This is a genomic window from Methylobacter tundripaludum, from assembly GCF_002934365.1.
Classification (GTDB): domain Bacteria; phylum Pseudomonadota; class Gammaproteobacteria; order Methylococcales; family Methylomonadaceae; genus Methylobacter_A; species Methylobacter_A tundripaludum_A.
The window spans coordinates 16,980-42,915 of sequence record NZ_PTIY01000010.1; the positions used below are offsets into that span (position 1 = coordinate 16,980).

Consider the following 25,936-nt stretch of genomic DNA (forward strand, 5'->3'; position numbering starts at 1 on the left):
AAACAGATGTTTTTACAGTCGGAAAAAGTGGCGGGTAGAGCAATTGCAACTTGCTCCAACAAGGAGGAATGTACCGGTGAAAACCGACGCGACGACGGGTAAATGCGGGTGAGCGGCGCGGGAACGATGAAGCCCCCATCGGGCAGTCAGCGTTCCTGCATGCATATTGCTTAATACACTATACTTCAAATTCAGAGCGCTGACGCCCGGCGTTCAGCAACTCCTGCATCCATCTTGGCGCCACGCCGCGTCCGGTCCATGTTTTGCTATGATCGTCGGGATGACGATATTTAATGGCGACTTTTGCGCCCTTGCGAACAGGTCTCTTCTCAGGCTCGTGAATTTCTACAATAAGGTCGATAGAGGCCGCCAATTCTTTAATCTGCGCTATGACTTCTTTACGCTTATTAGCCTGTTTATTTTTTAAGGCTTTTTCTGCGTTTTCAATAACAGCTTGCAGCTCATGTTCAGAAAGATCTTGATATTCAGTCATTTTTTTGCCCTTAAATAAAAAACATATATTATATATCATATAACCGATTATAAATATATTCAATTATCTAACAATCAATATACCGATTAAAAGTTATTCGACTTTAAATTTCTTTTCATTTAATAACCGGCCTTTTTCATCGACCAGCCTCACGGCCCAGTTACCTTGCTCGGAATCGGATAATAACTTTCGACTTGATGTGCGCGAGCTATCTCCTGATATAACCGATGCTTTCCTGGAAACAACCACACCGTTTTTAAGCCACTCATGATAAACACGTTTACCATTCATCGCCCTTAATTCAATAAAATAATCAACCCATACCGGTTTTTCACGGCTAACGTCCAAAACCTTAACTACCTCGGCTCCCGGAGCTTTATTATCAATCTTATAGGTTAGCCACGCTCTCGACACATTATGATTATCGCCTGAATTCCATTGTTCTTTATTAAATTTATTACTGGATTGTTTTTTTATAACTTCCTTAGCAGCAATACCGGTAGTTTGCTTGCTTTTCTTAATAAGCTCTTTTTCCGGCTTAACTGAAGGGTTAGCTTTTGCGCCTGACTGGCTGGGTATATCCCGGCTCTTTATATCCGCTTCCCTATTATCATCCTCCGGCGTCACCTGTTTTTCTGCCGCGGAAACTATCGCCGCAGTATTATCTGAATTTGTCTCTTGCGTATCGTTATTAATAACATAAAACAACGACGATAAGATCAGAACCAGCACGCCGCCGGCAAGCAGAATCCTTTTAACATTCCACTCTGTTACCATCTTGGGCGTCGGATTCTCCGGCGCTTTTCCAGATACCGGGTATTTAACTTTAATTACAATATTTCTTTTGTCTATCATAAAATTATTCCGGCTATACTTTGGAAGAAAACATCTTGGCTGTATTTCCTGACTAAGCGCAGCATATTTTAGTCAGTACATGGGTTAAATGTTGGTAATATACTACTTAAGCGTTCAGACAAGACAAAATCCTTGCAGAATAAATTGGACATTCATAATGAGTAAGCTGCTTAAACTTTTTCAAGACTCCTCTTCTCTCTATGGCAGCAACGCCGACTTTGTTGAGAATCTGTATGAACGATTCCTGGAAGACCCGGATTCTGTCGAAGCCAGCTGGCAAAAAAAATTCAACGAAATTCACAACGGCGCCGATTTTGAAACGCCTCACAGCCCTGTCGTAGAGCGCTTTGCGCAACTTGCGCTTAAATCTCAAGGCAGACTGGCAAAGTTACAAGGTTTTACCGAAGAAAGCGTCAAAAAACAATCGGCTGTTGCCCGGCTCATCAATCATTACCGGGTCCGCGGACACCAGATTGCCAACAATAATCCGTTGGGAAGGACCTTGCCCCCGCCCGCCGATATGGATCCTGCTTATTACGGTCTTTCCGAGCCCGACATGGACACGCTGTTCGACACCGGCGCGCTTTACGGCGTCGACCGGCTGCCTTTGCGCAACATTATCGCCAACCTGCAAGAGATTTACTGCGGCAGTATCGGCTCCGAATACATGCACATCGCCGATACCCAGATCAGGCGCTGGATCATAAACCGTTTGGAAAGTTCCAAAACCAACCTGGACTTGGGACCTGAAAAAAAACTTTGGCTGCTCAAATTACTGACCGCCGCCGAAGGCATAGAAAGCCATTTGCACAACCGATTCGTCGGTCAAAAGCGTTTTTCTCTGGAAGGCGGCGAATCACTAATTCCGATTCTGGACGAATTAATTCAAGGATTCGGCGCAAAAGGCGTTAATGAAATCGTAATCGGCATGGCGCATCGGGGCCGGCTGAATGTGCTGGTCAACATTCTGGGCAAAAGCCCCGCCAGCCTGTTTAATGAATTTGCCGGCACTTCGCCGCTTTCGCCGGGCGTCAGTACCGGCGATGTCAAATACCACATGGGATTTTCATCCGACCTCAGCACGCCGGGGGGGCCGACCCATATCACATTGGCGTTCAACCCATCGCATCTGGAGATCATCAATCCGGTAGTCGAAGGTTCGGTCAAGGCCCGTCAGGACAGGGCGGGGGAAAACGGCATCAACACGGTCATCCCGATATTAATCCACGGCGATGCAGCCTTTTCCGGTCAAGGCATTATCATGGAAACCCTGAATATGTCGCAAACCCGCGCTTTTTCCACCGGCGGAACCGTGCATATCGTCATCAACAATCAAATCGGCTTTACCACCAGCAACCCGAAGGATGCACGCTCCACGCTTTATTGCACCGATGTGGCCAGCATGATCCAGGCCCCGGTTTTTCATGTCAACGGCGACGATCCCGACGCGGTTATATTTGTCACCAAACTGGCGCTGGATTACCGGATGACCTTTAACAAGGATGTCGTCATCGACCTTATTTGCTATCGCCGACTTGGGCATAATGAAGCCGACGAACCCTCGGCCACCCAGCCGTTGATGTATAAAAAAATCCGCAAACTGAAAACGACGCGGAAGCTTTATGCCGAGAAGCTGATTAAAGCCGGGCTTATCACCGATGAGCAAGCGACAGAGCTCGAGCAAAACTACCAAAAACTGCTCGAAGCCGGCGAAGTGGTGTCCAGGCCTGTGCTAACCGACGGCCCCTACCCTTACACCAATCAATGGAATAAATTCCTGGGCAGCGACTGGAAATCAGCCTGTAAAACGGCTGTTTCCATGGATCGCCTACGCTTTTGCAACGACAGAATGCAGCGTTTGCCGACCGGCTTTGAGTTACATCCCAGGGTCGCCAAAGTCATGGATAACCGCCGTAAAATGGCGGCGGGAGCGATGCCGCTGGACTGGGGCTTTGCCGAAAACATGGCCTATGCGACCTTGCTGATGGAGAAATACGACGTTCGACTGACCGGGCAGGATGTCGGGCGCGGCACCTTTGTGCATCGCCATGCTGTGTTACATAATCAATTGCAGAATAAAACCTATACGCCGCTTAAACATCTGGACAAAGATCAGGGCAATGCTCAGATATTCGACTCCCTGCTATCCGAAGCGGGCGTGCTAGGTTTCGAATACGGCTACAGCACGACGATGCCGGACACCTTGGTCATCTGGGAAGCGCAATTCGGCGATTTCGCCAATGGCGCGCAAGTCGTTATCGACCAGTTTATCAGTTCCGGCGAAACCAAATGGGGCCGCATGTGCAACCTGGTGATGCTGCTGCCGCACGGTTTTGAAGGCCAGGGGCCGGAACACTCCTCCGCCCGCCTGGAACGCTATCTGCAATTGTGCGCCGAACATAATATGCAGGTTTGCAGTCCGACCACGCCCGCGCAAATATTCCACTTGTTGCGTCGCCAGATGCTGCGCCCCTATCGCAAACCGTTGATCGTGATGAGTCCGAAGAGCCTGCTGCGGCATAAGCTGGCGGTTTCCACGTTGGAAGATTTAACCGCCGGCCAGTTCCTATCCGTCATCGGCGAGCAGGACGACATCAATCCGAAAAAAGTGACCCGTCTGGTTATGTGCGCCGGCAAAGTCTATTACGATCTGTTGGAAGCACGGCGCCAGGACGATCTCAAACATGTCGCTATTGCGCGCATTGAGCAGCTCTATCCTTTTCCCGACGAGTTATTTAGAGCGGAAGTTAGCAAATACCCGCAACTCAAGGAATTCATCTGGTGCCAGGAAGAACCCCAAAACCAAGGCGCCTGGTATCAGTCCAAACATCACTTTAGCGACAATCTGGGCCCCAAAATCAGCACGACTTATGCCGGTCGCGAGGCCTCGGCAGCGCCCGCTGTCGGCAATTTTCGCGTCCATATAGAACAACAAAAAGCCGTCGTTCAATCGGCTCTTTACGGCAAACCTTCAGGAAAATAACATGAGCATTGAAGTCTTAGTCCCCAACCTACCCGAATCCGTTTCCGACGCAACGCTGATCGCTTGGCATAAGCAGCCCGGCGACACCGTTATCAAGAACGAAAATCTCGTCGACCTTGAAACGGATAAAGTGGTGCTTGAAGTCCCGGCGCCGGAATCCGGCATCCTAGGCAAAATACTCAAGGAAGACGGCTCCATTGTGGTCGGCGGCGACGTGCTCGCCTTACTGGAACCCCAAGCTATAGAAGCAAGCCCGGCAACGGCGGCCGGCGCAGAATCCGAGCAAGAAGAATCCGACATACCGCTAAGCCCTTCGGTACGCCGGTTAATCGCTGAAAATGCGTTGGATCCATCGGCCATTAAAGGCTCTGGAAAAGACGGCCGCCTGACTAAAACCGATGTCCTGGATTATCTGCATAAAAAAAACCTGCAGGAAGCCCAGCTCATAGTGCCTGCGGCCAAAGCCGAAATCCCCCCGTCTTCAACAAAGGTGGAAGCTCCTACCGCCATCAGTCAACCGACGTCTAAGGAGACGACGGAACGCCGGGGGGGCTCAAATCTGAGACCGGAGCAGCGTGTTCCGATGACCCGGCTAAGGGCCAAAGTGGCCGAACGCCTGTTACAGGCCCAGCAAAATGCCGCGATGTTGACCACCTTTAATGAAGTCAACATGCAAAACGTGATTGATCTACGCAACCAATACAAAGAACGCTTTGAAAAAAAGCACCATGTCAAACTGGGCTTTATGTCGTTCTTTGTTAAGGCTTCGATAGAAGCCTTAAAGCGCTTTCCGGCGATCAACGCCTCCATTGACGACAACGACATTATCTATCACGGCTACTACGACATCGGCATTGCGGTCAGCACCGAGCGCGGCCTGATCGTACCGGTGCTGCGCGATGCGGATCAACTCGATTTTGCCGGCATTGAGCAAAGCATCGTCGATTTCGGCGCAAAGACCCGATCCGGCACCCTGACCTACGACGACTTGAAAGGCGGCACCTTCACGATCACCAACGGCGGCATTTTCGGCTCCATGCTGTCCACGCCGATACTCAATCCGCCGCAATGCGCCATCCTGGGTATGCATGCGATCAAAGAGCGCGCTGTGGTTGAAAACGGGCAGATTGTTATCAGGCCGATCATGTACCTGGCTTTATCGTATGATCATCGTCTGGTTGACGGCCGCGAAGCCGTGCAATTTTTAGTCACTATCAAAGAATGCCTGGAAGCGCCCGCCCACTTATTACTTAACATATAAGACCATGCAAAAAAAACAAATGCAGCCGTTTGATGTGATCGTTATCGGCGCAGGGCCGGCAGGCTATTCCAGCGCCATCCGCTGCGCCCAGCTCGGCCTGAAAACCGCCTGTATTGACAACTGGCATAATGAAAAGGGCCGTAGCAGCTTGGGCGGCACCTACCTCAACGCCGGTTGTGTTGCATCTTTAGCCTTATTGGAATCGGCGAAAATTTATCACTCGCTCAACCACAATCTGAAGCAACACGGTATCCAGGCCGATGCCGTTACTGCGGATATTACGCTGATGATGCAGCGCAAAAACAATATTATCGAAACACTCAGCCGACAAATTGCCGACTTGTTTGCCCAGCACAAAATTACCTGCATTCAAGCGAAAGCCAAATTGCTTAATGAACGACGGGTGGAAATTACGCCGGCGGATCGATCGCCTTCATCAATAATCGGAGCCAAGCATATTATTCTGGCTACAGGCTCCTCCCCGGTCGATTTGCCCGGCGCACAAATCGACAATGCATTTATTATTGATTCCGGCATGGCTTTAAATCTCGACGCAGTCCCCAAGAGACTGGCCATAATCGGCGCGGGCGTTATCGGCCTTGAATTAGCCGGCATCTGGAGCAGGCTCGGCGCCGAAACCATCCTGTTGGAAGCGCAGGAAACATTTTTAAGCATGACCGATCAGCAAATCGCGCGCGAGGCTTACCGTATTTACACCGAACAGGGGCTGGAACTGCGTTTGGGCGCACGGGTTATTTCCGCAAAAAAAGGCAACAAAAAAGTCACGGTAGAATATCAGGATAGTGAAGGCACTCACGCGCTGCGCGTCGATAAACTGATTGTTGCATCCGGCCGGAAACCCAACACCGAAAATCTGGCCGCCGCCGAAGCCGATTTACTGCTGGATGAAAACGGCTATGTCTATGTCGATGAAAACTGCCGCAGCAACCTGCCCGGCGTTTACGCGATCGGCGACCTGACCTTGCTGGGTCCGATGATTGCCCACAAAGGCATAGAGGAAGGCCTATTTGTTGCCGAACAAATCGCCGGTCTCCATAATCCTATCAACTATGATCTTTTGCCCAGCGTTGTTTTTACCGAACCCGAAATTGCCTGGGTCGGCCAGACCGAACAAGCTTTAAGAGCGATGGGCGAGCCGATCAAAATCGGCATCTACCCCTTAAAAGCCACCGCTCGCGCCCAAGCTTTAGGCCAAACGGAAGGCATGGTTAAGATTATCGCACACGCAGAAACCGACGCTCTGCTCGGCATTCACATCATCGGCACGCAAGCTTCCGAAATGATTGCCGAAGCCGTGCTGGCCATGGAGTTTTCCGCCAGTAGCGAAGACCTGGCCAGAACCATACACGCCCACCCTACCCTTGCCAAAGCCCTGCATGGCGCGGCGCTGGCTCTCAAAACAAGATTCAGCACTTAAGGCCGGAATCGGCTTGATTTTTTGATTAAAAACAACCTTCTCGCCGACTTCAGGCATTAAAAAAATCGAGGCGGTTTGTTCATCAAGCCTTCATGCTCTTCGCGGTAAAAACATTCCAGCTACTTGTATACCATCACCGGTCCCAGTATTTCTAAAGCGTCCGGCCTTATTTCATGTCAAAATATACGTTTATCTTACCGTGTTAAATCGAGAATTTAAGTCTTTATGAAAATTGCTATTTTATCCCGCAACCCCAAACTGTATTCGACTTCACGGTTGGTTCAGGCCGCAGAAGCACGGGGCCATGAGGTACGGGTTCTGGATGTATTGCGTTGTTACATGAACATTACTTCGCACAACCCATCCATTCATTACCGCGGCGAAGATTTAACGGGATTCGACGCCGTTATTCCCCGGATCGGCGCTTCAGTCACTTTCTACGGGACTGCGGTATTGCGGCAATTTGAGATGATGAATGTATTGCCTTTGAACGAGTCGGTAGCCATATCACGATCCCGCGATAAATTAAGGTCAACCCAGCTGCTTGCCAGAAAAGGCATCGGTCTGCCGGTAACCGGCTTTGCCAATAATCCTGACGACATTGAAGACTTAATCGCCCAGGTCGGCGGCGCTCCGCTGGTCATTAAACTGTTGGAAGGTACCCAAGGCATCGGCGTGGTTCTGGCCGAAACCCATAATGCCGCGGAAAGCGTTATTCAGGCGTTCATGGGACTCAAAGCCAATATCATGGTGCAGGAATTTATCAAGGAAGCCTGCGGCAGCGACATTCGCTGCTTTGTAGTCGGCGATAAGGTCGTTGCCGCGATGAAACGCCAAGCCACAGAGGGGGAGTTTCGTTCCAATCTACATCGCGGCGGTTCCGCCACTTTAGTGCGTTTAACGCCCGAGGAACGCTCTACTGCGGTGCGAGCGGCAAAAATCATGGGACTGAATGTGTGCGGCGTCGATATGCTGCGCTCCAATCATGGCCCTGTCATTATGGAGGTTAACTCGTCTCCCGGACTGCAAGGCATTGAAAACGCCAGCGGCAAGGACATCGCCGACTTAATCATTCAATTTATTGAAAAACGCTTTGAGACGCTGGAAATATCCAAAGACAAATCGCCTACCAGCACCAACCCCAGAACCCGTACTCGCGGTAAAGGCTAAGCGTGCGCCCGGCTTCCAACACGCGTAGACTACCCATAACGAGGTGAAACATGTCGAACTTTAAAAAATACCACTGCTTGGAATGTGAACACATCTACGATGAAGAAAAAGGCGACCCGGATAGCGGCATTGCACCGGGAACCCGTTGGGCGGACATTCCCGATAGCTGGGATTGCCCGATATGCGGCGCCCCAAAAAGCTTTTTCAAATTGATCGAATAAGCTTTAACTTTTATAACCGTTAGATACGGGGACATCCAAAATGACACGCCGCTATATTTTTGCATTACCCTACTCCATTCCGTCGACGGCGTTATTTAACAAAGCCGCCCGGCGACTCCTTCTGGCACTGCTGTTTCTTTGTCCCTTTACTGTCGTTGCCGCCGATACCTGGAGCTATCACCAGGAAAGCGACCGATTGACCAATCGAAACTATAGCTTTGCGCTGTCGCCTCTGCCGCCTCGCGGTCTTTATGACAACATCAGACTGGAAATCATCTGCAAGGACAATGCCCTGCAAGTGGTTATTGATGCCGACAGCTTGATCGCCTCGCAAGGCAGCGCTTTTGATTTTGAATACCAAATCGACAAAAATCCCCCCGTTAAACTACAGATGAAAACCTTCAAGGACTCGAAACGCAGAGGCTATGCGGAAGAGCATGCCAAACGCATCATCGACGACTTGCTGACCGGGCAATCGGTTTTTATTCGCGTCAACACCATGATCCGCAAGGTTCTGTCCGCCGCCATACCCTTGGAACATGCCGCCGAACCTGTTAATCGGGTCGTTGCCGATTGCGGCCTTGCTTTATCAAGCGCCCCGGCCTATACCCTGGACGAATTTGAACAGGACTTCGCCAAACTGCCTTCAGAGCAACAACAGCAAGTGTTGAGTAAAGTAAAAAAAATCATCTTGGAAACACAAAAGGCTCTTTCAACAGAGAAATGAGTATAATTAGACAAATTCTCGAACACTGAGCAGAGCCGCTGGAAAACACACCATGAAATCACAACCTATTTTTGATTATCCGCTTTTTGCGCTGGGATTTAGAGCCTTTTTCGCCTTGGCAGGCCTTGCGGCGCTGATTCTGATTGTCTTCTGGAACGCCATATTCAACGGCACGTTAACATCGGAACATTACTTCTCCAACAACTACTGGCATGCCCACGAAATGCTGCTGGGTTACGCGGTTGCCGTCATCGCAGGATTTTTATTGACCGCAGTCAAAAACTGGACCGGCAAGCAAACCTTGACCGGCGACCCGTTGGCAAACTTGTGCCTGTTATGGCTTTACGGGCGCATCCTGCCGTTTTATGCGGGCCTGTTGCCTGACGCCTTGATTGCACTGGTGGATTTTTCATTTCTGCCTGTCTTGGCTTATCAAGTCAGCAAACCGATCATTGAGGCAAAGCAGTACCGCAATCTGTTCTTCATCGGGCTGTTGCTGCTGTTGGCGCTAAGTAACGGCATGATCCACCTTGAAATGCTGGGCTTGCAGCCTAACTCCGCTGCAACCGGCATCCAGCTGGCGGTTGCGACTATTATTATTTTAATTTTGATCATTGCCGGACGGGTGTTTCCATTCTTTACCGAACGCGGCATACCGGGAACGCTGATTATCAGAAACCCGTTGCTGGATAACGTATCGGTAGCTTCAGCCGTTATCGTATTCGCCCTGCAACTGTTCGGTATTTCAGGAACCTTGCTGGCCTTGGCGGCAGTTGCCGCCGTTATCGTTAATATCGCCAGACTGTCCGGCTGGTATGTGCCGCGCGTCATCTATGTACCGCTGTTATGGGTGCTTTATGCCGGTTACGGCTGGGTGATCCTCGGCTTTTTGTTGACCGTGTTATCGGCTTATTCGTTGGTGTCGCCGTCGTTGGCGTTGCATGCTTTTACGCTGGGCGGTATCGGCGTATTAACGCTGGGCATGATGGCGCGGGTATCGCTAGGCCATACCGGCCGTGCGATGAAGGCTTCCAATGCGATAGCCGTCGCGTTTGTATTGATCAATATCGCCGCATTATTCCGGGTTTTGTTGCCGATAGCGATGCCGGGCTGGTACGAAACTTTAATCTATATCTCGACGCTTTCCTGGCTGGCGGCCTTCTCCTTATTCGTCTTTGTTTACGGACCGATATTAACCACTGCCAGAATTGACGGCCAGGAGGGTTAATGCTGTCGAGGTTGGATGGCATTGTCGAACTGGTAACCAGCTCCCTGGTTTTGTTTTCCAGCATCGGCATCTTTGTATTGACCTTGAACGCCCGTTACACCCATGCCATCGGCCGACTCAGAGACATCTACGAGGAACTGAAAACCAGTTCAACCGCGGAAAAACTGGAGAAAGAACTCAACTCGATGGTGTACCGGTGTCAGGTGCTCAAGTGGAGTTTCGCCCTGCTGTTATGCAGCGCGATAAGCAGCGGCGTGTTTATGCTGGGCTCAATCTCTTCGCGGTTTACCGATCAAATCAGCACTGAAGTCTTGGTTGTATTTGTCGTGCTCAGCGTGTTGTTTATTTTCAGCTCAATGGTTTGTTTGTTTATCGATGTGCTGGCTTCTTTACGGGCGACTATGATTCATATTGAGAGAGTGAAATAACCCAAGCCCCGCCGAGAATGTGTTGATTTTTTTAGTTAAAACCGACCGTCCATTAACGACCTGAATCTGCCTTTTGCTGTAATTATTTGAGTGGCTGGTTAGTACAGCACTACTGACTGTCTTCAAGATAAAAAGAAACTCTATATTATCCGATAAGGGAAGATATACAGAAACTATCTAATCACTTGTTAGACCACATCATTTTGTATTGAAAATATGGAAAATACGCCAGAACAACTTCTACCCACGAACTACATCAAAGAACGTGTAGAGCAATATCAGGCATGGTATGACAGGAAAGCTGTCGCAACTAAAGCACTCTATCTTCGAATGCGTGCCTGCTCAGTAGTTGGCGGTGGTATCGTTCCAGTTCTTATTAATGTCCAACCTGGCTGGGAGTTGTGGGGCATTGATGTAGTTAAGCTTGTAGTTACGCTAATTAGCCTTCTTGTTGTGGTCTTTGTCTCACTTGAAAGTGTTTTCCATTATCGTGAACAATGGAAAAATTACCGCTCTACTGAACAGTTGCTTGGACATGAAAAATTCCTCTTCCTCTCGCGGGTAGGACGATATGCGGGGCTAGACGATAATAAGGCTTTTACTCTCTTCGTTGAGAGGGTGGAAGATGCCATCGCATCCGAAAATTCGGCAACCTTAAACGTTATGACTATGGCAGCAGAGACATCCGAAGTTATTAAGAAACCCCAGAATAGTTCCGTAGGCTGGGTTGAATGCAATGAAACCCAGCATCGGCGGTCATAAATCTGGGTTTCGCGTTGCATAAAGCGCCTACTTTTGGTGCTCTACCCAGCCTACGGCTCTGTTTATGCAGAGTTTACAACTCCATTCCGAACATTTTGACAGGTAGCTTAAAGCTATTTGTAAATATGCTTTCGATGAGCAATGTCGTTAAGAACGATTATAAAACGATCACGCTCAAATACTGTCAATAAACGGTAATCGCCGACTCTGTATGACCAGAATTCGGACAACGGACCTTGTAGTCGTTTTCCCAGTTGCCTTGGATCATCCAATTTAGCCAAGCGAGAAGTAAGGAAGGTGCTGATTCTTTGCTGTACCGTTTAACCAACTTGTTAAACTGTCTTGCAGCTTGAACAGTAAATTCAATCTTCCAAGTCATTGTCTTTTATTAGTTGATCTAAAGACACGGTTTGACCTGTACGCTTGTATTCAGCATAAGATTGTTCGGCGCGAGCCACTGCTTCCCTTTCGGATTGGTAATCCATAATAAAGTCTTCGATCAATTGAGAAACGCTTATACCCTGCTCTACTGCGATATGTTCAAGCTGGTGCTCTAGCTGTTGGTCTAATGTAATCATAGAATCACCTTCTTAATTTTTAGAGGAATTTATTTTTGGTCAGCTTTGACTTTTTCTTGCAACAAAGCCAATAACCCCTCAGCAAAACCCGTTTCAGGAACGGCTTTTACCGGGACAAACCAATGCCGGTCGCCTGCGAACGCCATGCACTTTACCGCGTCCTTCTCGGTCATCAATACCGGCTCCGAATCTGAAAACAAGATGTCGCTAACCTGGAATTTATAATGATCCGGGAAGCTGTGGGTTTTACAGGTCAAACCTGCTGACTCCAGCAGCTTGAAGAACCGGTCGGGGTTGCCGATGCCCGCCAAGGCATGGCAACCGGTAACGTTAAATTCCTGCAACGGTTTTTGCTGCCCGGTAGCGAGGTTGACGGCCGTATTGCCGGTGATTTGCATCGAAAACTCGTTGTCTTCCGCTTTCTCTCCATTCACGACTCTAAAATCGACGCTTTGCAATCTTTCTATCGGTTCACGAAGCGGCCCGGCCGGCAGGCAATAACCGTTGCCGAAACGCCTTTCCCCGTCGATCACGGCGATCTCAATATCCCGGTTCAGCGCGTAATGTTGCAGGCCGTCGTCGGATAAAATGACATTGCAATCTGATTTTTCAAGCAGCAGTCTGGCGGCATCCGCCCGCAACGGACTTACGGTCATCGGGCAGCCGGTTTGCTTGGCGATCAGCAAAGCCTCGTCTCCGACCTGTTCCGCCGTGCTGTTTGCATCGACCCACTGGGGCCAGACTTCAGCATGCCCGCCGTAGCCTCGGCTGATAATGCCGGGCTTAAAACCCTGGCTTTTAAGCAACTCGGCCAGCCAGATAATCAACGGCGTTTTGCCGGTGCCGCCGACGGTAATGTTGCCTATCACGATAACCGGAACCGGAAGGCTGTGTTTTTTTAACACGCCGATACGGTACAAAAACTTCCTGAATTTAACGAAATCGCTGAACAGAAAACCCAGCGGCATAAGCCACACGCCGATAAACGGGTCTTTGTACCAGATGTCCACCAGCCATCGGGATAAGGTTTTTTTCATGGTTATTCGGCCGGATGCAGGGTGGCAAAAGTGATACGGCTGAAGCCGACCTGACCGGCAATATCCAGCGCCGTCATGACCGCCTTGTTCGGCGTTTTGTCATCGGCATTAATAATAAAAGGGACATCCTTTGAATTTACCGCAAGTTTGCCCAGCTCCTGTTTTAATCCGGCCCTGGTTTGATCAGCTAATTGATGAGCCTGCCCGTCATCGCCGACCAACGAGTAAATACCGTTTGCATCGATCATCAGGGAAACTGTTTTGGGATGTTCCTCAGCCGCAGATCCTTCCGCCTCGGGAAGCTTGATATTGACTTCCGTATGTTGGCTAAAGGTTGTAGAGACCATGAAGAACAGCAACAGCACAAACAGCACGTCGATCATTGAGATCAACGTAATATCGACATTCTCCCTTTTTTTACGCTGGAACTTCATCAGGACGTCCGGTCTTCGTGCAACATATCGACCAGTTTTAACGCTTCCTCTTCCATGGTGACGACATATTCGTCGACCAGCCTTTCAAAATAGCGATGAAAAACCAGACTGGGGATGGCCACGGTCAATCCCGACGCCGTCGTAATCAACGCCACCGAGATACCCCCGGCCAAAACGGCGGGATTGCCGGCGCCATGCTGCAACAGCGAGGCGAAAATATCGATCATGCCGAACACGGTGCCTAATAAACCCAGCAAAGGGCTGACGGCTGCGATAGTACCCAAGGTATTGAGAAAACGCTCCAGGTCATGCACGACCCTACGCCCGGTTTCTTCAATACATTCCTTCATGAATTTCCTGCCGTGATGGCTGTTGGCGAGGCCTGCGGCCAAAATACAGCCGAGCGGAGAGCTGTTTCTCAATTGCCGCAAAGTGGCGTCATCCAGCTTTTTTTCGCGCGACAATCGCCATACCTGCGCAACCAGCTCGGGCGGTATAATTTTCTTTCTACGCAAAGACCAAAAACGTTCCGCGATAATACCCATGGCGCCAATGGAACACAGTACGATCGGCAGCATCATCCAGCCGCCGCTTTTTATGATTTCAAACACATTATTTCCCAAAAAATTACAAGTCGGGTTGAACTAACCCGGCGCTATTTTAACCCAAGACCGTCTTATCTTGAGAACTTTCCCGCCCAACCCAGATATAGACGATCACAAAAGCAATGCTACAAAAAACCGCCGCCATTGAATAGACGGACTGAGCCCCCAACGACTCCCAATAATAGCCGCTGTAGTAACTGCCCAGCATCCCGCCCAGACCAAACCCCAAACTGGCGTAGAGCGCTTGGCCTTTACCCTGATGCCGGTCACCAAAATACTGATGAACCAAATGAATAGCGGCGACATGAACACCGGCAAAGGTCGCCGCGTGCAATAGCTGGGCAACAATCAACAGCCAAAAATAATCGATGCACCAGCCAATTATCAACCAGCGCATTATCGACAGCAGGCTGCTGGCCAATAAAATCGCCCGCAGGGAAAACCGCTTCAACACCCGGCGCATGTAAATAAATAAAACAATCTCGGCAAAAACACCCAGCGCCCAAAGAAATCCGGTCAGGCTTGCCGAGTACTGGTAGTGTTTCAGGTAAATCGAATAAAAAACGTAATACGGCGCATGGGCGAACTGTAACAACATACTCGCCAGCAGAAACGCCAGCACTTCCGGTCTTTTTATGATTTGCAGGATGCCGATAGCGGCAGTCTCGTGATGGGTCGCCTGAGCCGGCGGCGTCATCAAGCTGACCAGCCAGATCATCGCCATCCATGAAGTAACCGCTGCCGGGATTATGTCGGACGGCAGGACATCCAATAACCGGCCTACGCCCAGCACCGAAACAATAAAACCGATAGATCCCCACAGCCTTATCCGGCTGTAGCGATGCGCTTGGTCTTTTAAATGGTATAAGGTTACCGCCTCGAATTGCGGCAACGTGGAGTTCCAAAAAATGCCGAAGGCGACCGTTACCCAGGCGAACCAGGAATAACCGTCAATAATCAAAAAACCGGCGAACAGTAAAGCGGTTAAAAAAGAGCTTATGCGGATAATGCGTAAATTTTTCCCGGTATGATCGGCAATCCAGCCGCATAACATCGGAGCGATAATTCTTGTGCCGCCCAGCAGCGCAAAAAGCTCGCCGATTTGAACCGGATTAAAGCCGCTTTCTTTTAAATAGAGGCTCCAGTAAGGGAGAAAAGTCCCTACCGTGGCGAAATAAAAGAAGTAAAAGCCTGACAGGCGCCAGTATGGAATTGACATTGAATTGCTCATCTTCAGTCGATCCCACGCACGCGTCAGTGCCATTAAGTTGGATTTTAGTAAGCGCTAGTTCCCAAGCTCCAGCTTGGGAATTCAGTGCAGGAAGCTCTAGCTTCCCAAGCGGGAGCTTGGGAACCAGCTTAACCAGTTTAATCCTTTACTAAATAGTAGTAACGTCGCATGTGGAAATGAGGGTAACTGTCTCTTATCTTAAAACAGGCAGTCCCGATTGAACGTTCAAGTTTTGCGCCCGATGCCGCAACAGATGATCCATAATCACTATCGCCATCATCGCCTCGGCAATCGGCGTTGCCCGTATGCCGACGCAAGGATCGTGGCGGCCTTCGGTAACCACTTCAATCGCCTCGCCTTGCAGGTTGATGCTTCTGCCCGGCAGCCGCAAGCTGGAGGTCGGCTTCAAAGCGATACTGGCCGTTACATTCTGGCCGCTGGAAATGCCGCCCAAAATGCCGCCGGCATGATTGCTTAAAAAGCCGTCCGGGGTGATTTCATCGCGAAACTGGGTGCCTTTGCTGTCGATGCAGGCAAAACCGTCACCGATTTCCACGCCTTTGACCGCATTGATGCTCATCAAGGCATGGGCTAAATCCGCATCGAGCCGGTCGAAAATAGGCTCGCCCAAACCCGGCGGCACGTTGGTTGCCACGACTTCAATTCTTGCGCCGATGGACTCGCCTTCTTTGCGCAACGCATCCATATAGGCTTCCATGTCCGCGACTTTATCCGCATCGGGGCAGAAAAACGGATTGCTGTCGATAATAGACCAATCGACTTTTTCGATTTTTATCGGCCCCAGCTGCGACAAATAACCGCGTATGTCTATGCCTGCCTGTTCTTTCAGGTATTTTTTGGCGATGCCGCCCGCCGCAACCCGCATGGCGGTTTCGCGAGCCGACGAGCGTCCGCCGCCCCGGTAATCCCTGATTCCGTATTTGTGCTGGTAGCTGTAGTCGGCATGGCCGGGCCTGAAGGTATCGGCGATTTTCGAATAATCTTTGGAGCGCTGATCGGTGTTTTCAATCAGCAATCCGATAGGCGTGCCGGTGGTTTTGCCTTCAAACACGCCGGACAAAATCCTGACTTCATCGGCTTCGCGGCGTTGGGTGGTGTGACGTGAGGTGCCGGGTTTCCTGCGATCCAGGTCTTCCTGCAAATCGGCTTCGGTCAAGGCCATGCCCGGAGGGCAGCCATCGACGATACAGCCTATCGCGGGGCCGTGGCTTTCGCCGAACGAGGTGACGGTGAATAATTTTCCTATTGTGTTTCCAGACATAGTTATAAAGCCGCTAAAAATAATTCGTTATATTGACTGACTTGCTCGGCCGTCAGCAAAAACACGCCGTCGCCGCCGCGTTCAAAGTCCAGCCAGTAAAAAGGCACATCGGGAAATGCGTTCTGCAATGTTTCGGCGCTGCTGCCCACTTCCACGATCAAAATCCCCTGCTCCGCCAGATAACGGTCGGCGTCGACCAAAATACGCAAGACGATGTCCAATCCCGTGTATCCGCCCTTAAACCCCATATCGGGCTCGGCGCGAAACTCTGCGGGCAATTGTTCCCATTCTTCATGGCTCACATAAGGCGGATTGCTGACGATGATGTCATAGCGGACATCGGGCAGTTCTTTAAACAAGTCCGACTGGTAAAGGCTTACCGCATCATCCAGATCATGCTTGGCGACATTGATTTTTGCGACCGCCAGCGCATCCGCCGATAAATCCACCGCATCGACGTCGGCGGCGGGAAAGGCATAAGCGCAGGCTATCGCGATGCAGGCGCTGCCGGTACATAAATCCAGGATACGTTCGACCTGTTCTTCATCGACCCAAGGCGCAAAACGCTGTTCAATCAATTCGGCGATAGGCGATCTCGGCACCAGCACCCGCTGGTCGACATAAAACGACAGGCCTGCAAAAATGGCTTCATGCGTCAGATAGGCGGCCGGTATGCGCTCGTTAATGCGCCTGTCGACCATATCGATCACAGCCTGGCGCTCAGTCAGCGTTAAAACGCTTTGCAGATAGGCGTCGGCCAAGTTATAGGGTTGGCGGACGGTATGTAAAACCAGCGCCGCCGCTTCATCCAGCGCGGTTTCAGTGCCGTGGCCGAAACACACCCCGGCCTCAGTAAACCGGCTGGCGGCCCAGCGGATATAATCGCGGATGGTGGATAAGGTTGTTAAAACTTCAGATGGCGTTGTTTTCATCGCTAAGATAGATGCAATACGGTTCGACTAAACGGTAGATTTTAAACTAAACTTTGCGGGCTTGTTTGAATATTAAAGAAACGCAACCTGGGCAAAACCAATAACAAGCTCAGCAATACCGCCCCGTAAGTTTGGTTAAAACAGACTTCGGCATCGAACCCATATTGACTTATCCCGATCCTGCATTTGCAGCTGCCGTAAAGAAATTGCAAATTATTCGCCGGCGAAGATTTCCCGGCGATTTTAAAGATATGTAGATCCATGCCGACAATTAGTTTCGTAATGACAATAATCGGCCAGTATCGATAAATCAACGACCTGCCCATTTAAATGCGAATGACGGCATGAATAGAGTGGATACCGCCAAAAATGAAATCGAATCTATCCTGCAATGGACATTAACTCGCCGATCAACACCCAAAGCCTGTTAGCTTCCAGCAGGTTGGCGGAAAACCCGTTAAACCTGAAGGTTGGACAACAGCTCGACGTAAAGGTAATCGCCGCGGACATACAAGCGGCAAAAAACGCCATTACCTTAAGCCTCGGCGACAAGAATGTCACCGTGCAAAGCAACCAGCCGATTACGCCAAAACCCGGGCAGGATTTAAAAATCCAGGTTACCCAGGTCGCCCCTGTCGTAGAATTTAAAGTGCTCGATTCATTACCCGAACTAAAAACCCAAGCCGCCGAATTGCGTTTGAGGTTAATTGCGACCGCCAGGGATGGTGGAAGTGTCGCAAGCGGTAGGGAACCGATGCGACCGAACGCCAGGGATGGTGGAAGTGCTGCAATCGGTAAGGAACCGATGCGGCCGGCTGCGACTGATGGCGGAAATACCGCAAGCGCGACGCGGACGACTGTCGCTAATGCCGGAAGCGCCTCAATCGGCAGGCCGGTTGCCGATGAAAAACAAGGCGGCGCTCCCGCCTCATTTCTGCCGACACAGCCGCTGGACGCGAAAATAATCAGTATCGCCGGAAATAAAATCCAATTGCAGGTTTCATCGACTGCGGATGCAGGCAACAAACAAACCGGCCTTATCACTATTGATCGAGCGCAATTGACCAATGCGCCGCCGGATCTAAAACCAGGACAAAGCCTTAATCTGGAAATCGTTAAAACAGGCCCCACGCCCACATTTAAGATTGTTCCTGCCTCCGCCAACATTCCCGAAGCCAAAATAACCGAATTTGTAAAACAGTTTCTGCCGCGGCATGAAGCTTCACCGATCATGTTAAATCAGTTGATAAAAGATTTGCCGCAACTGATGAAAAACGACAGCGTGCCTCAAGCTCTGAAGGATATTGCCGCAAAAATAATCCAGAACCTGCCGCCTAAAGAGCAGCTGATCACCAGCCAGGGCCTCAAGCAATCGATAGTCAATTCAGGGCTGTTTCTTGAAGCCAAATTGCCGTCCTCAATGACTCAGGCCGAATTACTTAATGAGCTCCCCCAACTGATAAAAAATGCCAGCGTCCCCCAGTCGCTGCAACGTATCGCCGCGGAAATATTGCAGAACCTGACGCAAAAAGAGCCCTTGCTTAACAGCCCTGGAGTTCCTGCTTCAAAGCCTATTGCGGAAGCCGAATCTGCGCCGTTAAAGCCAAACCCGGCAAGCCCCCCGATAGAGACGCCGAAAAGCACTGCCGGACTCATTACCGATGACTTCAAAGGCAACTTGCTTAAATTTATCCAAGCCTTAAAGCAGGAAATTGTGCATCAAGGCGAGCAGCTATCAAATCAAGTCGATCTTGACCTGCTCAAAAACCTGCAACATAAAACCGAAAACACCGTCGCCAAGATAGTGCTGGACCAATTGACCTCCCTGCCCAAGGACGACAACCCGAAGCAGCTATGGATTATCGACATTCCTTTTATTGACAGGCAGCAGGCGGAATCGGTCAGGATTGAAGTGCAGCGGGACAAGGAAAACAACCAACAATCCGGCAGCCACGACTGGTCGGTCAACATCACGATTACACCACCGGGATTGGGTACGATTCATTGCCTGGTTTCCTACCAAAACGATGTTATCAATACCTTCTTTAAGAGCCCGGCCATTCAAACGACTGAGCTCATCAAACACAACCTTGATTATTTGAAAAACCAGCTTGAAGAATCGGGATTAAAAACGGGGCACATGGACGCGCTAGACGGAGCTCAAAAACCGCAACCCGCGCATCCTCATCAACTGACCGGAAAAAAGCTGTTTGACGATAAGGCGTAGACGTTTTGACGATCTAACGCTCTCGCCCGGCTTCATGAAACGCCTTTAATCGCGCAATGTTTATGTCGTAAGCCTTGTCCGCTAAAACGGCAGAGACTTTAACGTTTTCAAGCAAGGGTATCGGCTTGCTTGCATTCAGCTCCCTGTCGCCTGTAAGGATATATCTTTAAGTTTGCCAATATTCGCAGCCATTCTTCATCACTTAGATTTATCCGGTTCATTCTACTCAAAATGATCGATTCCACCGGATTAGTGAAACGTCAACAGAACCTAATCTTCGATAGAATTTTACTTCGTGCCCAGGCGACGCGTGCGAGCGAGCGAGCGAATCCACCTTATAGCGTTTACTTCACGAAGTCCCACATATCTGAAAATACAAAATGATCAAATGTTTTTATATGATCTTTTAAGATAGGTTCAGAAACCATATTTGGGCGAATATCACAATAGTAGACACCATCCAAAGGGTTCAACTTTACGGTGTAACCTTTGAAGTGACCAGGAAGAAAAGTGGCGCTAATACCATACTTTCCTTCTTGCCCCTTTCTTTGAACATCATTTAAAAAAATTGCAAAATGCGGTGTGGACTTCTCGGTGAGACGGTTGTACAAGAACTTGTCAATAAAAACTTTATCAAGGCGATCTTTGCTGGATGTCTTTACTGACCCAATAGCCATAACTTCGCCATTTTTTATCAAATTCAAGTCATGCTGGTAGTTCATTTTAAATGCTTCTTGACCTTCCACTTTTACTGGAACCCGAATCGTACCTTCGGTTACTTCAAGACCGCATCGCTCAATAATTAGACGAATAAATCTTTCAAATAAGTCGCCGTTTATCTTCCGAGCGGTGTTTGACTGATTTGCCGGAAGAGCATCAAGACAAGCTCCAATTGACTGCTGAGCAGAATATATTATCCGATTAATTAACTCTCTATTCTCGACGGTATCGAATCCTTTTTCTTTTATGCTATCAATTAACTCGTTAAATTTTTTTGACAAAATTTCAAAATCTTCTAACGAATAAAAAAGATTCGAGTTAATCGGTCGAGTCACATTGAATGTTCCATCTTTTTTGTACTGAAAAAACTGATAGTGATTTTCGTTTTTTGAAACAATTACGGCCTGCAAGTTGTTCTTGATGAACTCAAGATAATGCTTAGGAAATTCCAAGTAATCATCAACTGTCAAAAAATTATCTTTGTTTAGTGCTTGGCCTACCAATTCACTTAATTTCATCTAATAGAATTCCTTCTTTTATCGTTTTCTCGATCAAAATCAATCCAATCATCTTTAGTTCTGTATATTACGCTATCAAGCCTGTCCATCGCCCACTCATTATATTCGCTCTCAATCTCACAACCAGCCCAACGCCTGCCTAGTTGTTCTGCAACTACTACGGTTGTACCTGAACCGGAAAAGGGATCAATTACAAGATCTCCCTCATTTGAAGAAGCCAAAATAAACTTACGCACCAACTCTTCTGGCTTTTGTGTGGGATGTTTGGTTGTTTCACCCATTCCGTTGCAAGTAGTTGGAACTTCGATAACATCTCTCGGTTTTGCGCCTCTAGGATGCGGAGTCCAAACGTCCTTCCGCTTGCCTCCATTTCCATATTGGCTTGTTTCAGCCTGGGGATGGGATGGGTATTTTAAAGTGTGTCCGCCATAAGGAACTCTTACGTCATCCACATTAAAAATTTGCTTTTTTGATTTTCTAAGATGAAGGATGCTCTCATGTGAGCGCCCCCAATCATTACCTAAGTTGGCTTTATTTTTGTAATGCCATATAAGCCATCGGCAGGCCTTAAAGTATTTCATTGACGGATGTTTAATGTCAGCTAGTATTTCCGAAAAGCCACACACATACAGAGTTCCTTCTTTTTTTAGAACTCTATGCGCCTCAGATATCCACTGCATTGACCAATCGATATATTTTTCTTGCGTTTCAAACTTGTCCCAGTCTGCCTTGTTAATGTTATATGGAGGATCAGCAAAAATAAGGTCTATTGATTCTGACTCAAGACTTTTCAGCCACTCGATTGAATCGCCTTCGTAGAGAGTTCCATTTGGGTGCTCATAAACGGGCGAAAATAAGCTATCTTGCTTCTTTTTATGCCTTCTACCTTTTAACTCATTTTCAAAGAGTTCATCTTGTTCGACAGAATTCACACTAGACACTATTAATCTCCTGATTCCTGCTGCTGAGATAACTTCTTTTCCGCAATCCTGTAGATTGAGCATGCTTTTTATGCCCGACATTCTTATACATAAATCTATGGCATCCACTCTATTACCAGTTCTCGAAAGGTCGGGCAACGAAAAGCCGTCGCCCGACCTATCCTCTTTATAGTTTCCTAGCAATCCGCGTATCCGGCAAAAACTCATGCTCATCCCGCGTCGCCATTTCCTCATACAACGCCCATTTCTGGTCAACCACTTTCTGCGCATAATCCATCAGCTTGTCGGCTTGTTCCAGATTACTGCGTCTTAAGCTGCTGTAACGGGTTTCGTTATAGGCATAGTCTCTCAACGGAATAGTCGGGCGTAGCGAGTCCAGAATAAACGGGTTTTTGGCTTGTCCGCGCAAGGTCGGGTTGTAGCGGTACAGCGGCCAGTAGCCTGATTTTACGGCCATTTCCTGTTGTTCCAGGCCGTTTTCCAGATTGATACCGTGAGCTATGCAGGGGCTGTAGGCGATAATCAGCGAAGGGCCGTTGTAGGCTTCGGCTTCGCGGAAGGCTTGTAGCGCCTGCTGCGGACTGGCGCCCAACGCAATTCTGGCGACATACACATTGCCGTAGGCTATGGCTTGCAGCGCCAGGTCTTTTTTCGCCGTGACTTTACCGCCCGAGGCAAACTTGGCGACAGCACCGATAGGCGTGGACTTGGAAGCCTGGCCGCCGGTATTGGAATAAACTTCGGTATCCATAACCAGGATGTTGACGTCCGATCCGGTCGCCAGCACTTGGTCGATGCCGCCGTAGTCTATATCATAGGCCCAGCCGTCACCGCCGATAATCCAGATGCTGCGGCGCACGAAATGATCGATAATCGACAACAATTCTCCGGCCTTGTGAGTACCGAGCTTTTCCAATTGCTCGCGTAATTGCACTACCCGTGCGCGCTGTTTGCGAATATCGCTTTCTTCGCTTTGAGGCGCTGCGAGTATTTCGCCAGCCAGCTTGGCATCCACTTCATCTTTTAACTCGGTTAGCAGCCGATGCGCCATCGCGACATGTTGATCGGTCGTCAGCCTGTAGCCGTAGCCGAATTCCGCATTATCTTCAAACAACGAGTTGGACCAGGCCGGGCCTTTTCCTTCCGCATTTTTCGACCAGGGTGTTGTGGGCAGGTTGCCTCCGTATATGGACGAGCAACCGGTGGCATTGGCCGCCAGGATGCGGTCGCCGAACAACTGGCTGATCATTTTCAAGTACGGGGTTTCGCCGCAACCTGAACAAGCGCTTGAGAACTCGAACAGCGGCTCCAGAAATTGCACACCGCGAATATTTGAGAAATCGACGCGGGCGCGGTCGTTGTAAGGCAAACTTTCAAAGAAAGCCACGGACCTTTTCTCGACTTCAAGGTGTTCGGCTTTGGGTGTCATGTTAATGGCTTTGATGCTTACGTCTTTTTCCGACACGGCCGGGCAGGCTTTTACGCACAAATTACAGCCGGTGCAATCTTCCGGGAACACCTGCAAGGTGTAGCGGGTGTCGGGGAAGCCGCGCGAAGTGACATTCGCTGTTTTAAAGCCTTCCGGCGCTTGCTCCAAAAGGTCTTTTGTGTAGAACTTGGCGCGAATGGCCGCATGCGGGCAAACGGCCGAGCAGTTGCCGCATTGAATGCACAGGTCGGATTCCCAGATAGGAATATCCTGGGCGATATTGCGTTTTTCCCATTGCGTGGTGCCGGTCGGATAAGTGCCGTCGACAGGCAGGAAACTGATCGGAATCCAGTCGCCCTTGCCTGCGATCATTTGCGCGGTCACATCCTGCACAAAGCGCGGCGCATCGGCGAATTTTCCAAGGCCAGTGTCGGCAAGCGCCGTGACTGTTGCAGGCAAGGTTACCTTTTCCAAATGCGCCAGGGACTGGTCTATCGCCTCAAAGTTCTGTTGTACGACTTCAGGCCCTTTACGGGCGTAGGTTTTCTCGGCATATTGCTTGATTTTTTTGATCGCTTCATCTTTCGGCATGACGCCGGACAACGCAAAGAAACAGGTTTGCATGACCGTGTTGATGCGTCTGCCCATGCCGGTTTGCCTTGCGACTTTGACCGCATCGATCACATAAAACTGGATATTTTTATCCAGCAATTGCTTTTGCACGCGCGCAGGCAATTGCCCCCAAATTTGCCCGGCATCAAACGGGCTGTTTAGCAGGAAGGTTGCGCCCTGTTTGGCCCGCTCCAGCATATCGGTGGTTTCGATAAAGTTGAAGTCGTGACAGGCGATAAAGTTGGCCGATTCAATCAGGTAAGGCGCTTTGATCGGCTCGGGGCCGAAACGCAAATGCGATACGGTTTGCGATCCGGCTTTTTTCGAATCGTAAACAAAATACCCTTGCGCAAAATACTGGGGTTCGCTACCGATGATTTTAATGCTGTTTTTATTGGCGCCGACAGTACCGTCGGAACCCAGCCCGTAAAACATCGCCCGCACGACGTTGTCCGACTCTATATCCAAATGTTCCGTAACCGCGAGACTGGTAAAGGTCACGTCGTCAATGATGCCGATCGTAAAACCGTTTTTCGGCTGTTCGGCTTGCAGTTCCTGATAAATCCTGGCCACCATCGATGGCGTAAATTCCTTGCTGGACAGGCCGTAACGGCCGCCGATCACGCGCGGCATGGTAAGAAGCTGGCCGTGGGCGAAAGCCTGGCTTAACTCGGTGATAACGTCTTTGTACAGCGGTTCGCCGCTGCTGCCTGGCTCTTTGGTTCTGTCCAATACCGCAATGTGCCGCACCGATTCAGGCAGCGCCGCCAGGAAGTTCTTGGCGCTGAACGGGCGATAAAGGCGCACGTTCAGCACGCCGACGTTCCCGCCTTTCTGATTGAGTTTTTCCGCTGTGGTAACGGCTGTTTCAACGCCGGAGCCCATCATGATGATAATGCGCTCGGCATTTTCGGAACCGAAATATTCAAAGGCTTTATAGCTTCGGCCTGTGACCTGCTCGAACTGTTTTAACACCTCATCGAACACGTCGACTGTGCGCTCGTAATAGATATTCGAGCTTTCGCGGGATTGGAAATAAGTGTCCGGGTTTTGCGCCGTTCCCCGCATCATCGGCTTGTCGGGATTTAACGCCCGATCCCGGTGTGCAAACACCAACACATCGTCGATCATGGCCCTGATTTGATCGTCTTCGAGCAAGGTGATCTTGTTGATTTCGTGCGAAGTCCTGAAACCGTCGAAGAAATGCAAAAACGGAATCCGCGATTTCAAGGTAGTGGCCTGGGCGACCAGCGCCATATCGTGGGCTTCCTGGACATTGCAGGAAGCCAGCAGCGCAAAGCCGGTCATGCGCACGCTCATCACGTCCTGATGGTCGCCGAAAATCGACAGCCCCTGCGTCGCCAACGAACGTGCGGCGACATGGATGACGGTCGAGGTCAGCTCACCGGCAATTTTGTACATATTGGGGATCATCAATAACAATCCCTGGGATGCGGTGAACGTTGTGGCTAAAGCGCCGGTTTGCAATGCGCCGTGCAAAGCTCCGGCGGCGCCGCCTTCGCTTTGCATTTCGGCAATAGTCGGAATGCCGCCCCAAAGATTGGTTTTATGTTCCGTCGTCCATTGGTCGCAAAACTCGGCCATCGATGAAGACGGGGTGATCGGGTAAATTGCGCAGACTTCATTGGTTCTGTACGCAACGTAGGCGGCCGCTTCGCCGCCGTCGATAGTAACTTGTTTGGTCATGGTGGATTTCCTGGCAACTAAAGTTTATTTGTAACTATTCAATAATGGAACGCGGATGAGGTTGCACGACGGATTTAATTAGCAAAAGGTAAAAGGCAAAGGGCGAAAGGTGGTTTC

23 protein-coding genes are annotated in these 25,936 nt (G+C 49.7%); 10 read left to right on the forward strand and 13 right to left on the reverse strand.

Annotation, left to right across the window (positions count from 1 at the left end; translation table 11 throughout):
• Nucleotides 1-178 precede the first annotated feature (178 nt).
• Together B0F88_RS12575 and B0F88_RS12580 are read right to left on the reverse strand one after the other, a co-directional pair.
• Nucleotides 179-493, reverse strand: coding sequence for an H-NS histone family protein (locus tag B0F88_RS12575; protein ID WP_104424419.1), 315 nt, complete (start codon nt 491-493; stop codon nt 179-181).
• Nucleotides 494-586: 93 nt separating this feature from the next.
• A complete protein-coding gene (locus B0F88_RS12580; protein ID WP_104424281.1) occupies nt 587-1,348 on the reverse strand; it encodes a DUF2914 domain-containing protein in 762 nt (253 codons plus the stop codon).
• Between the two features lie 157 nt (nt 1,349-1,505).
• Between B0F88_RS12580 and B0F88_RS12585 the strand changes: the two genes are divergently transcribed.
• From B0F88_RS12585 to B0F88_RS12625, 9 genes are all read left to right on the forward strand, one after another.
• Nucleotides 1,506-4,331: a 2-oxoglutarate dehydrogenase E1 component gene (locus B0F88_RS12585; RefSeq protein ID WP_104424282.1), complete on the forward strand. Its 2,826-nt coding sequence runs from the start codon at nt 1,506-1,508 to the stop codon at nt 4,329-4,331.
• 1 nt (nt 4,332) lies between these two features.
• Nucleotides 4,333-5,592 (forward strand): 2-oxoglutarate dehydrogenase complex dihydrolipoyllysine-residue succinyltransferase, encoded by a 1,260-nt coding sequence (odhB, locus tag B0F88_RS12590; RefSeq protein ID WP_104424283.1) that lies wholly within the window; start codon nt 4,333-4,335, stop codon nt 5,590-5,592.
• 4 nt (nt 5,593-5,596) lie between these two features.
• Nucleotides 5,597-7,030, forward strand: a complete 1,434-nt coding sequence (gene lpdA / locus B0F88_RS12595; protein ID WP_104424284.1) for a dihydrolipoyl dehydrogenase — start codon at nt 5,597-5,599, stop codon at nt 7,028-7,030.
• 225 nt (nt 7,031-7,255) lie between these two features.
• Nucleotides 7,256-8,200, forward strand: coding sequence for a 30S ribosomal protein S6--L-glutamate ligase (gene rimK, locus B0F88_RS12600; protein ID WP_104424285.1), 945 nt, complete (start codon nt 7,256-7,258; stop codon nt 8,198-8,200).
• Between the two features lie 50 nt (nt 8,201-8,250).
• The gene (locus B0F88_RS12605; protein ID WP_104424286.1) at nt 8,251-8,421 is read left to right on the forward strand and encodes a rubredoxin; all 171 of its coding nucleotides are present in this window, start codon (nt 8,251-8,253) and stop codon (nt 8,419-8,421) included.
• 40 nt (nt 8,422-8,461) lie between these two features.
• Entirely contained in the window at nt 8,462-9,148 is a 687-nt protein-coding gene (locus B0F88_RS12610) for a hypothetical protein (RefSeq protein ID WP_104424287.1), read from the forward strand.
• A gap of 52 nt (nt 9,149-9,200) precedes the next feature.
• A complete protein-coding gene (locus B0F88_RS12615) occupies nt 9,201-10,376 on the forward strand; it encodes an NnrS family protein (RefSeq protein WP_104424288.1) in 1,176 nt (391 codons plus the stop codon).
• Nucleotides 10,376-10,804, forward strand: coding sequence for a DUF2721 domain-containing protein (locus B0F88_RS12620; protein WP_104424289.1), 429 nt, complete (start codon nt 10,376-10,378; stop codon nt 10,802-10,804). Before B0F88_RS12615 ends, B0F88_RS12620 begins: the two co-directional genes overlap by 1 nt.
• Nucleotides 10,805-11,020: 216 nt before the next feature.
• Complete coding sequence (locus B0F88_RS12625) at nt 11,021-11,566, forward strand: DUF4231 domain-containing protein (protein WP_104424290.1); 546 nt, start codon at nt 11,021-11,023, stop codon at nt 11,564-11,566.
• Between the two features lie 113 nt (nt 11,567-11,679).
• On the opposite strand, the gene B0F88_RS19925 is transcribed toward B0F88_RS12625, so the two are convergent.
• From B0F88_RS19925 to prmB, 8 genes are all read right to left on the reverse strand, one after another.
• Nucleotides 11,680-11,871 (reverse strand): type II toxin-antitoxin system RelE family toxin, encoded by a 192-nt coding sequence (locus B0F88_RS19925; RefSeq protein WP_104424291.1) that lies wholly within the window; start codon nt 11,869-11,871, stop codon nt 11,680-11,682.
• Between the two features lie 57 nt (nt 11,872-11,928).
• A complete protein-coding gene (locus B0F88_RS12635; RefSeq protein ID WP_104424292.1) occupies nt 11,929-12,144 on the reverse strand; it encodes a ribbon-helix-helix protein, CopG family in 216 nt (71 codons plus the stop codon).
• Nucleotides 12,145-12,173: 29 nt separating this feature from the next.
• Entirely contained in the window at nt 12,174-13,181 is a 1,008-nt protein-coding gene (gene lpxK / locus B0F88_RS12640; protein ID WP_104424293.1) for a tetraacyldisaccharide 4'-kinase, read from the reverse strand.
• Between the two features lie 2 nt (nt 13,182-13,183).
• Entirely contained in the window at nt 13,184-13,615 is a 432-nt protein-coding gene (locus tag B0F88_RS12645) for an ExbD/TolR family protein (protein ID WP_104424294.1), read from the reverse strand.
• Complete coding sequence (locus B0F88_RS12650; RefSeq protein WP_104424295.1) at nt 13,615-14,226, reverse strand: MotA/TolQ/ExbB proton channel family protein; 612 nt, start codon at nt 14,224-14,226, stop codon at nt 13,615-13,617. Before B0F88_RS12650 ends, B0F88_RS12645 begins: the two co-directional genes overlap by 1 nt.
• 49 nt (nt 14,227-14,275) lie before the next feature.
• Complete coding sequence (locus tag B0F88_RS12655; protein WP_181049901.1) at nt 14,276-15,439, reverse strand: MFS transporter; 1,164 nt, start codon at nt 15,437-15,439, stop codon at nt 14,276-14,278.
• A 205-nt stretch (nt 15,440-15,644) separates the two neighbouring features.
• Nucleotides 15,645-16,733 (reverse strand): chorismate synthase, encoded by a 1,089-nt coding sequence (gene aroC, locus B0F88_RS12660; protein WP_104424297.1) that lies wholly within the window; start codon nt 16,731-16,733, stop codon nt 15,645-15,647.
• 2 nt (nt 16,734-16,735) lie between these two features.
• On the reverse strand, nt 16,736-17,665 hold the full coding sequence (prmB, locus tag B0F88_RS12665; protein ID WP_104424298.1) for a 50S ribosomal protein L3 N(5)-glutamine methyltransferase: 930 nt from the start codon (nt 17,663-17,665) through the stop codon (nt 16,736-16,738).
• A 391-nt stretch (nt 17,666-18,056) separates the two neighbouring features.
• Here prmB and B0F88_RS12675 point away from each other — a divergent pair, with 391 nt between their 5' ends.
• Nucleotides 18,057-19,892 carry a flagellar hook-length control protein FliK gene (locus B0F88_RS12675; protein WP_104424300.1) on the forward strand — a complete coding sequence of 612 codons (1,836 nt, stop codon included), beginning with the start codon at nt 18,057-18,059 and terminating at the stop codon, nt 19,890-19,892.
• A 344-nt stretch (nt 19,893-20,236) separates the two neighbouring features.
• On the opposite strand, the gene B0F88_RS12680 is transcribed toward B0F88_RS12675, so the two are convergent.
• From B0F88_RS12680 to nifJ, 3 genes are read right to left on the reverse strand one after another with little or no spacing between them, the layout of a single operon-like run.
• Nucleotides 20,237-21,130: a hypothetical protein gene (locus B0F88_RS12680; protein WP_104424301.1), complete on the reverse strand. Its 894-nt coding sequence runs from the start codon at nt 21,128-21,130 to the stop codon at nt 20,237-20,239.
• A complete protein-coding gene (locus B0F88_RS12685) occupies nt 21,127-22,179 on the reverse strand; it encodes a DNA-methyltransferase (protein ID WP_219820847.1) in 1,053 nt (350 codons plus the stop codon). The genes B0F88_RS12680 and B0F88_RS12685 overlap by 4 nt, the downstream gene beginning before the upstream one ends.
• Nucleotides 22,180-22,237: 58 nt before the next feature.
• Nucleotides 22,238-25,819, reverse strand: coding sequence for a pyruvate:ferredoxin (flavodoxin) oxidoreductase (gene nifJ, locus B0F88_RS12690; protein ID WP_104424302.1), 3,582 nt, complete (start codon nt 25,817-25,819; stop codon nt 22,238-22,240).
• Nucleotides 25,820-25,936: the final 117 nt, after the last annotated feature.

Coding starts and splice junctions, on each gene's coding strand:
- B0F88_RS12575 (WP_104424419.1), bottom strand. CDS start 493: ATGACTGAATATCAAGATCTTTCTGAACATGAGCTGCAAGCTGTTATT.
- B0F88_RS12580 (WP_104424281.1), bottom strand. CDS start 1,348: ATGATAGACAAAAGAAATATTGTAATTAAAGTTAAATACCCGGTATCT.
- B0F88_RS12585 (WP_104424282.1), top strand. CDS start 1,506: ATGAGTAAGCTGCTTAAACTTTTTCAAGACTCCTCTTCTCTCTATGGC.
- odhB (WP_104424283.1), top strand. CDS start 4,333: ATGAGCATTGAAGTCTTAGTCCCCAACCTACCCGAATCCGTTTCCGAC.
- lpdA (WP_104424284.1), top strand. CDS start 5,597: ATGCAAAAAAAACAAATGCAGCCGTTTGATGTGATCGTTATCGGCGCA.
- rimK (WP_104424285.1), top strand. CDS start 7,256: ATGAAAATTGCTATTTTATCCCGCAACCCCAAACTGTATTCGACTTCA.
- B0F88_RS12605 (WP_104424286.1), top strand. CDS start 8,251: ATGTCGAACTTTAAAAAATACCACTGCTTGGAATGTGAACACATCTAC.
- B0F88_RS12610 (WP_104424287.1), top strand. CDS start 8,462: ATGACACGCCGCTATATTTTTGCATTACCCTACTCCATTCCGTCGACG.
- B0F88_RS12615 (WP_104424288.1), top strand. CDS start 9,201: ATGAAATCACAACCTATTTTTGATTATCCGCTTTTTGCGCTGGGATTT.
- B0F88_RS12620 (WP_104424289.1), top strand. CDS start 10,376: ATGCTGTCGAGGTTGGATGGCATTGTCGAACTGGTAACCAGCTCCCTG.
- B0F88_RS12625 (WP_104424290.1), top strand. CDS start 11,021: ATGGAAAATACGCCAGAACAACTTCTACCCACGAACTACATCAAAGAA.
- B0F88_RS12635 (WP_104424292.1), bottom strand. CDS start 12,144: ATGATTACATTAGACCAACAGCTAGAGCACCAGCTTGAACATATCGCA.
- lpxK (WP_104424293.1), bottom strand. CDS start 13,181: ATGAAAAAAACCTTATCCCGATGGCTGGTGGACATCTGGTACAAAGAC.
- B0F88_RS12645 (WP_104424294.1), bottom strand. CDS start 13,615: ATGAAGTTCCAGCGTAAAAAAAGGGAGAATGTCGATATTACGTTGATC.
- B0F88_RS12655 (WP_181049901.1), bottom strand. CDS start 15,439: ATGTCAATTCCATACTGGCGCCTGTCAGGCTTTTACTTCTTTTATTTC.
- aroC (WP_104424297.1), bottom strand. CDS start 16,733: ATGTCTGGAAACACAATAGGAAAATTATTCACCGTCACCTCGTTCGGC.
- prmB (WP_104424298.1), bottom strand. CDS start 17,665: ATGAAAACAACGCCATCTGAAGTTTTAACAACCTTATCCACCATCCGC.
- B0F88_RS12675 (WP_104424300.1), top strand. CDS start 18,057: ATGGACATTAACTCGCCGATCAACACCCAAAGCCTGTTAGCTTCCAGC.
- B0F88_RS12680 (WP_104424301.1), bottom strand. CDS start 21,130: ATGAAATTAAGTGAATTGGTAGGCCAAGCACTAAACAAAGATAATTTT.
- nifJ (WP_104424302.1), bottom strand. CDS start 25,819: ATGACCAAACAAGTTACTATCGACGGCGGCGAAGCGGCCGCCTACGTT.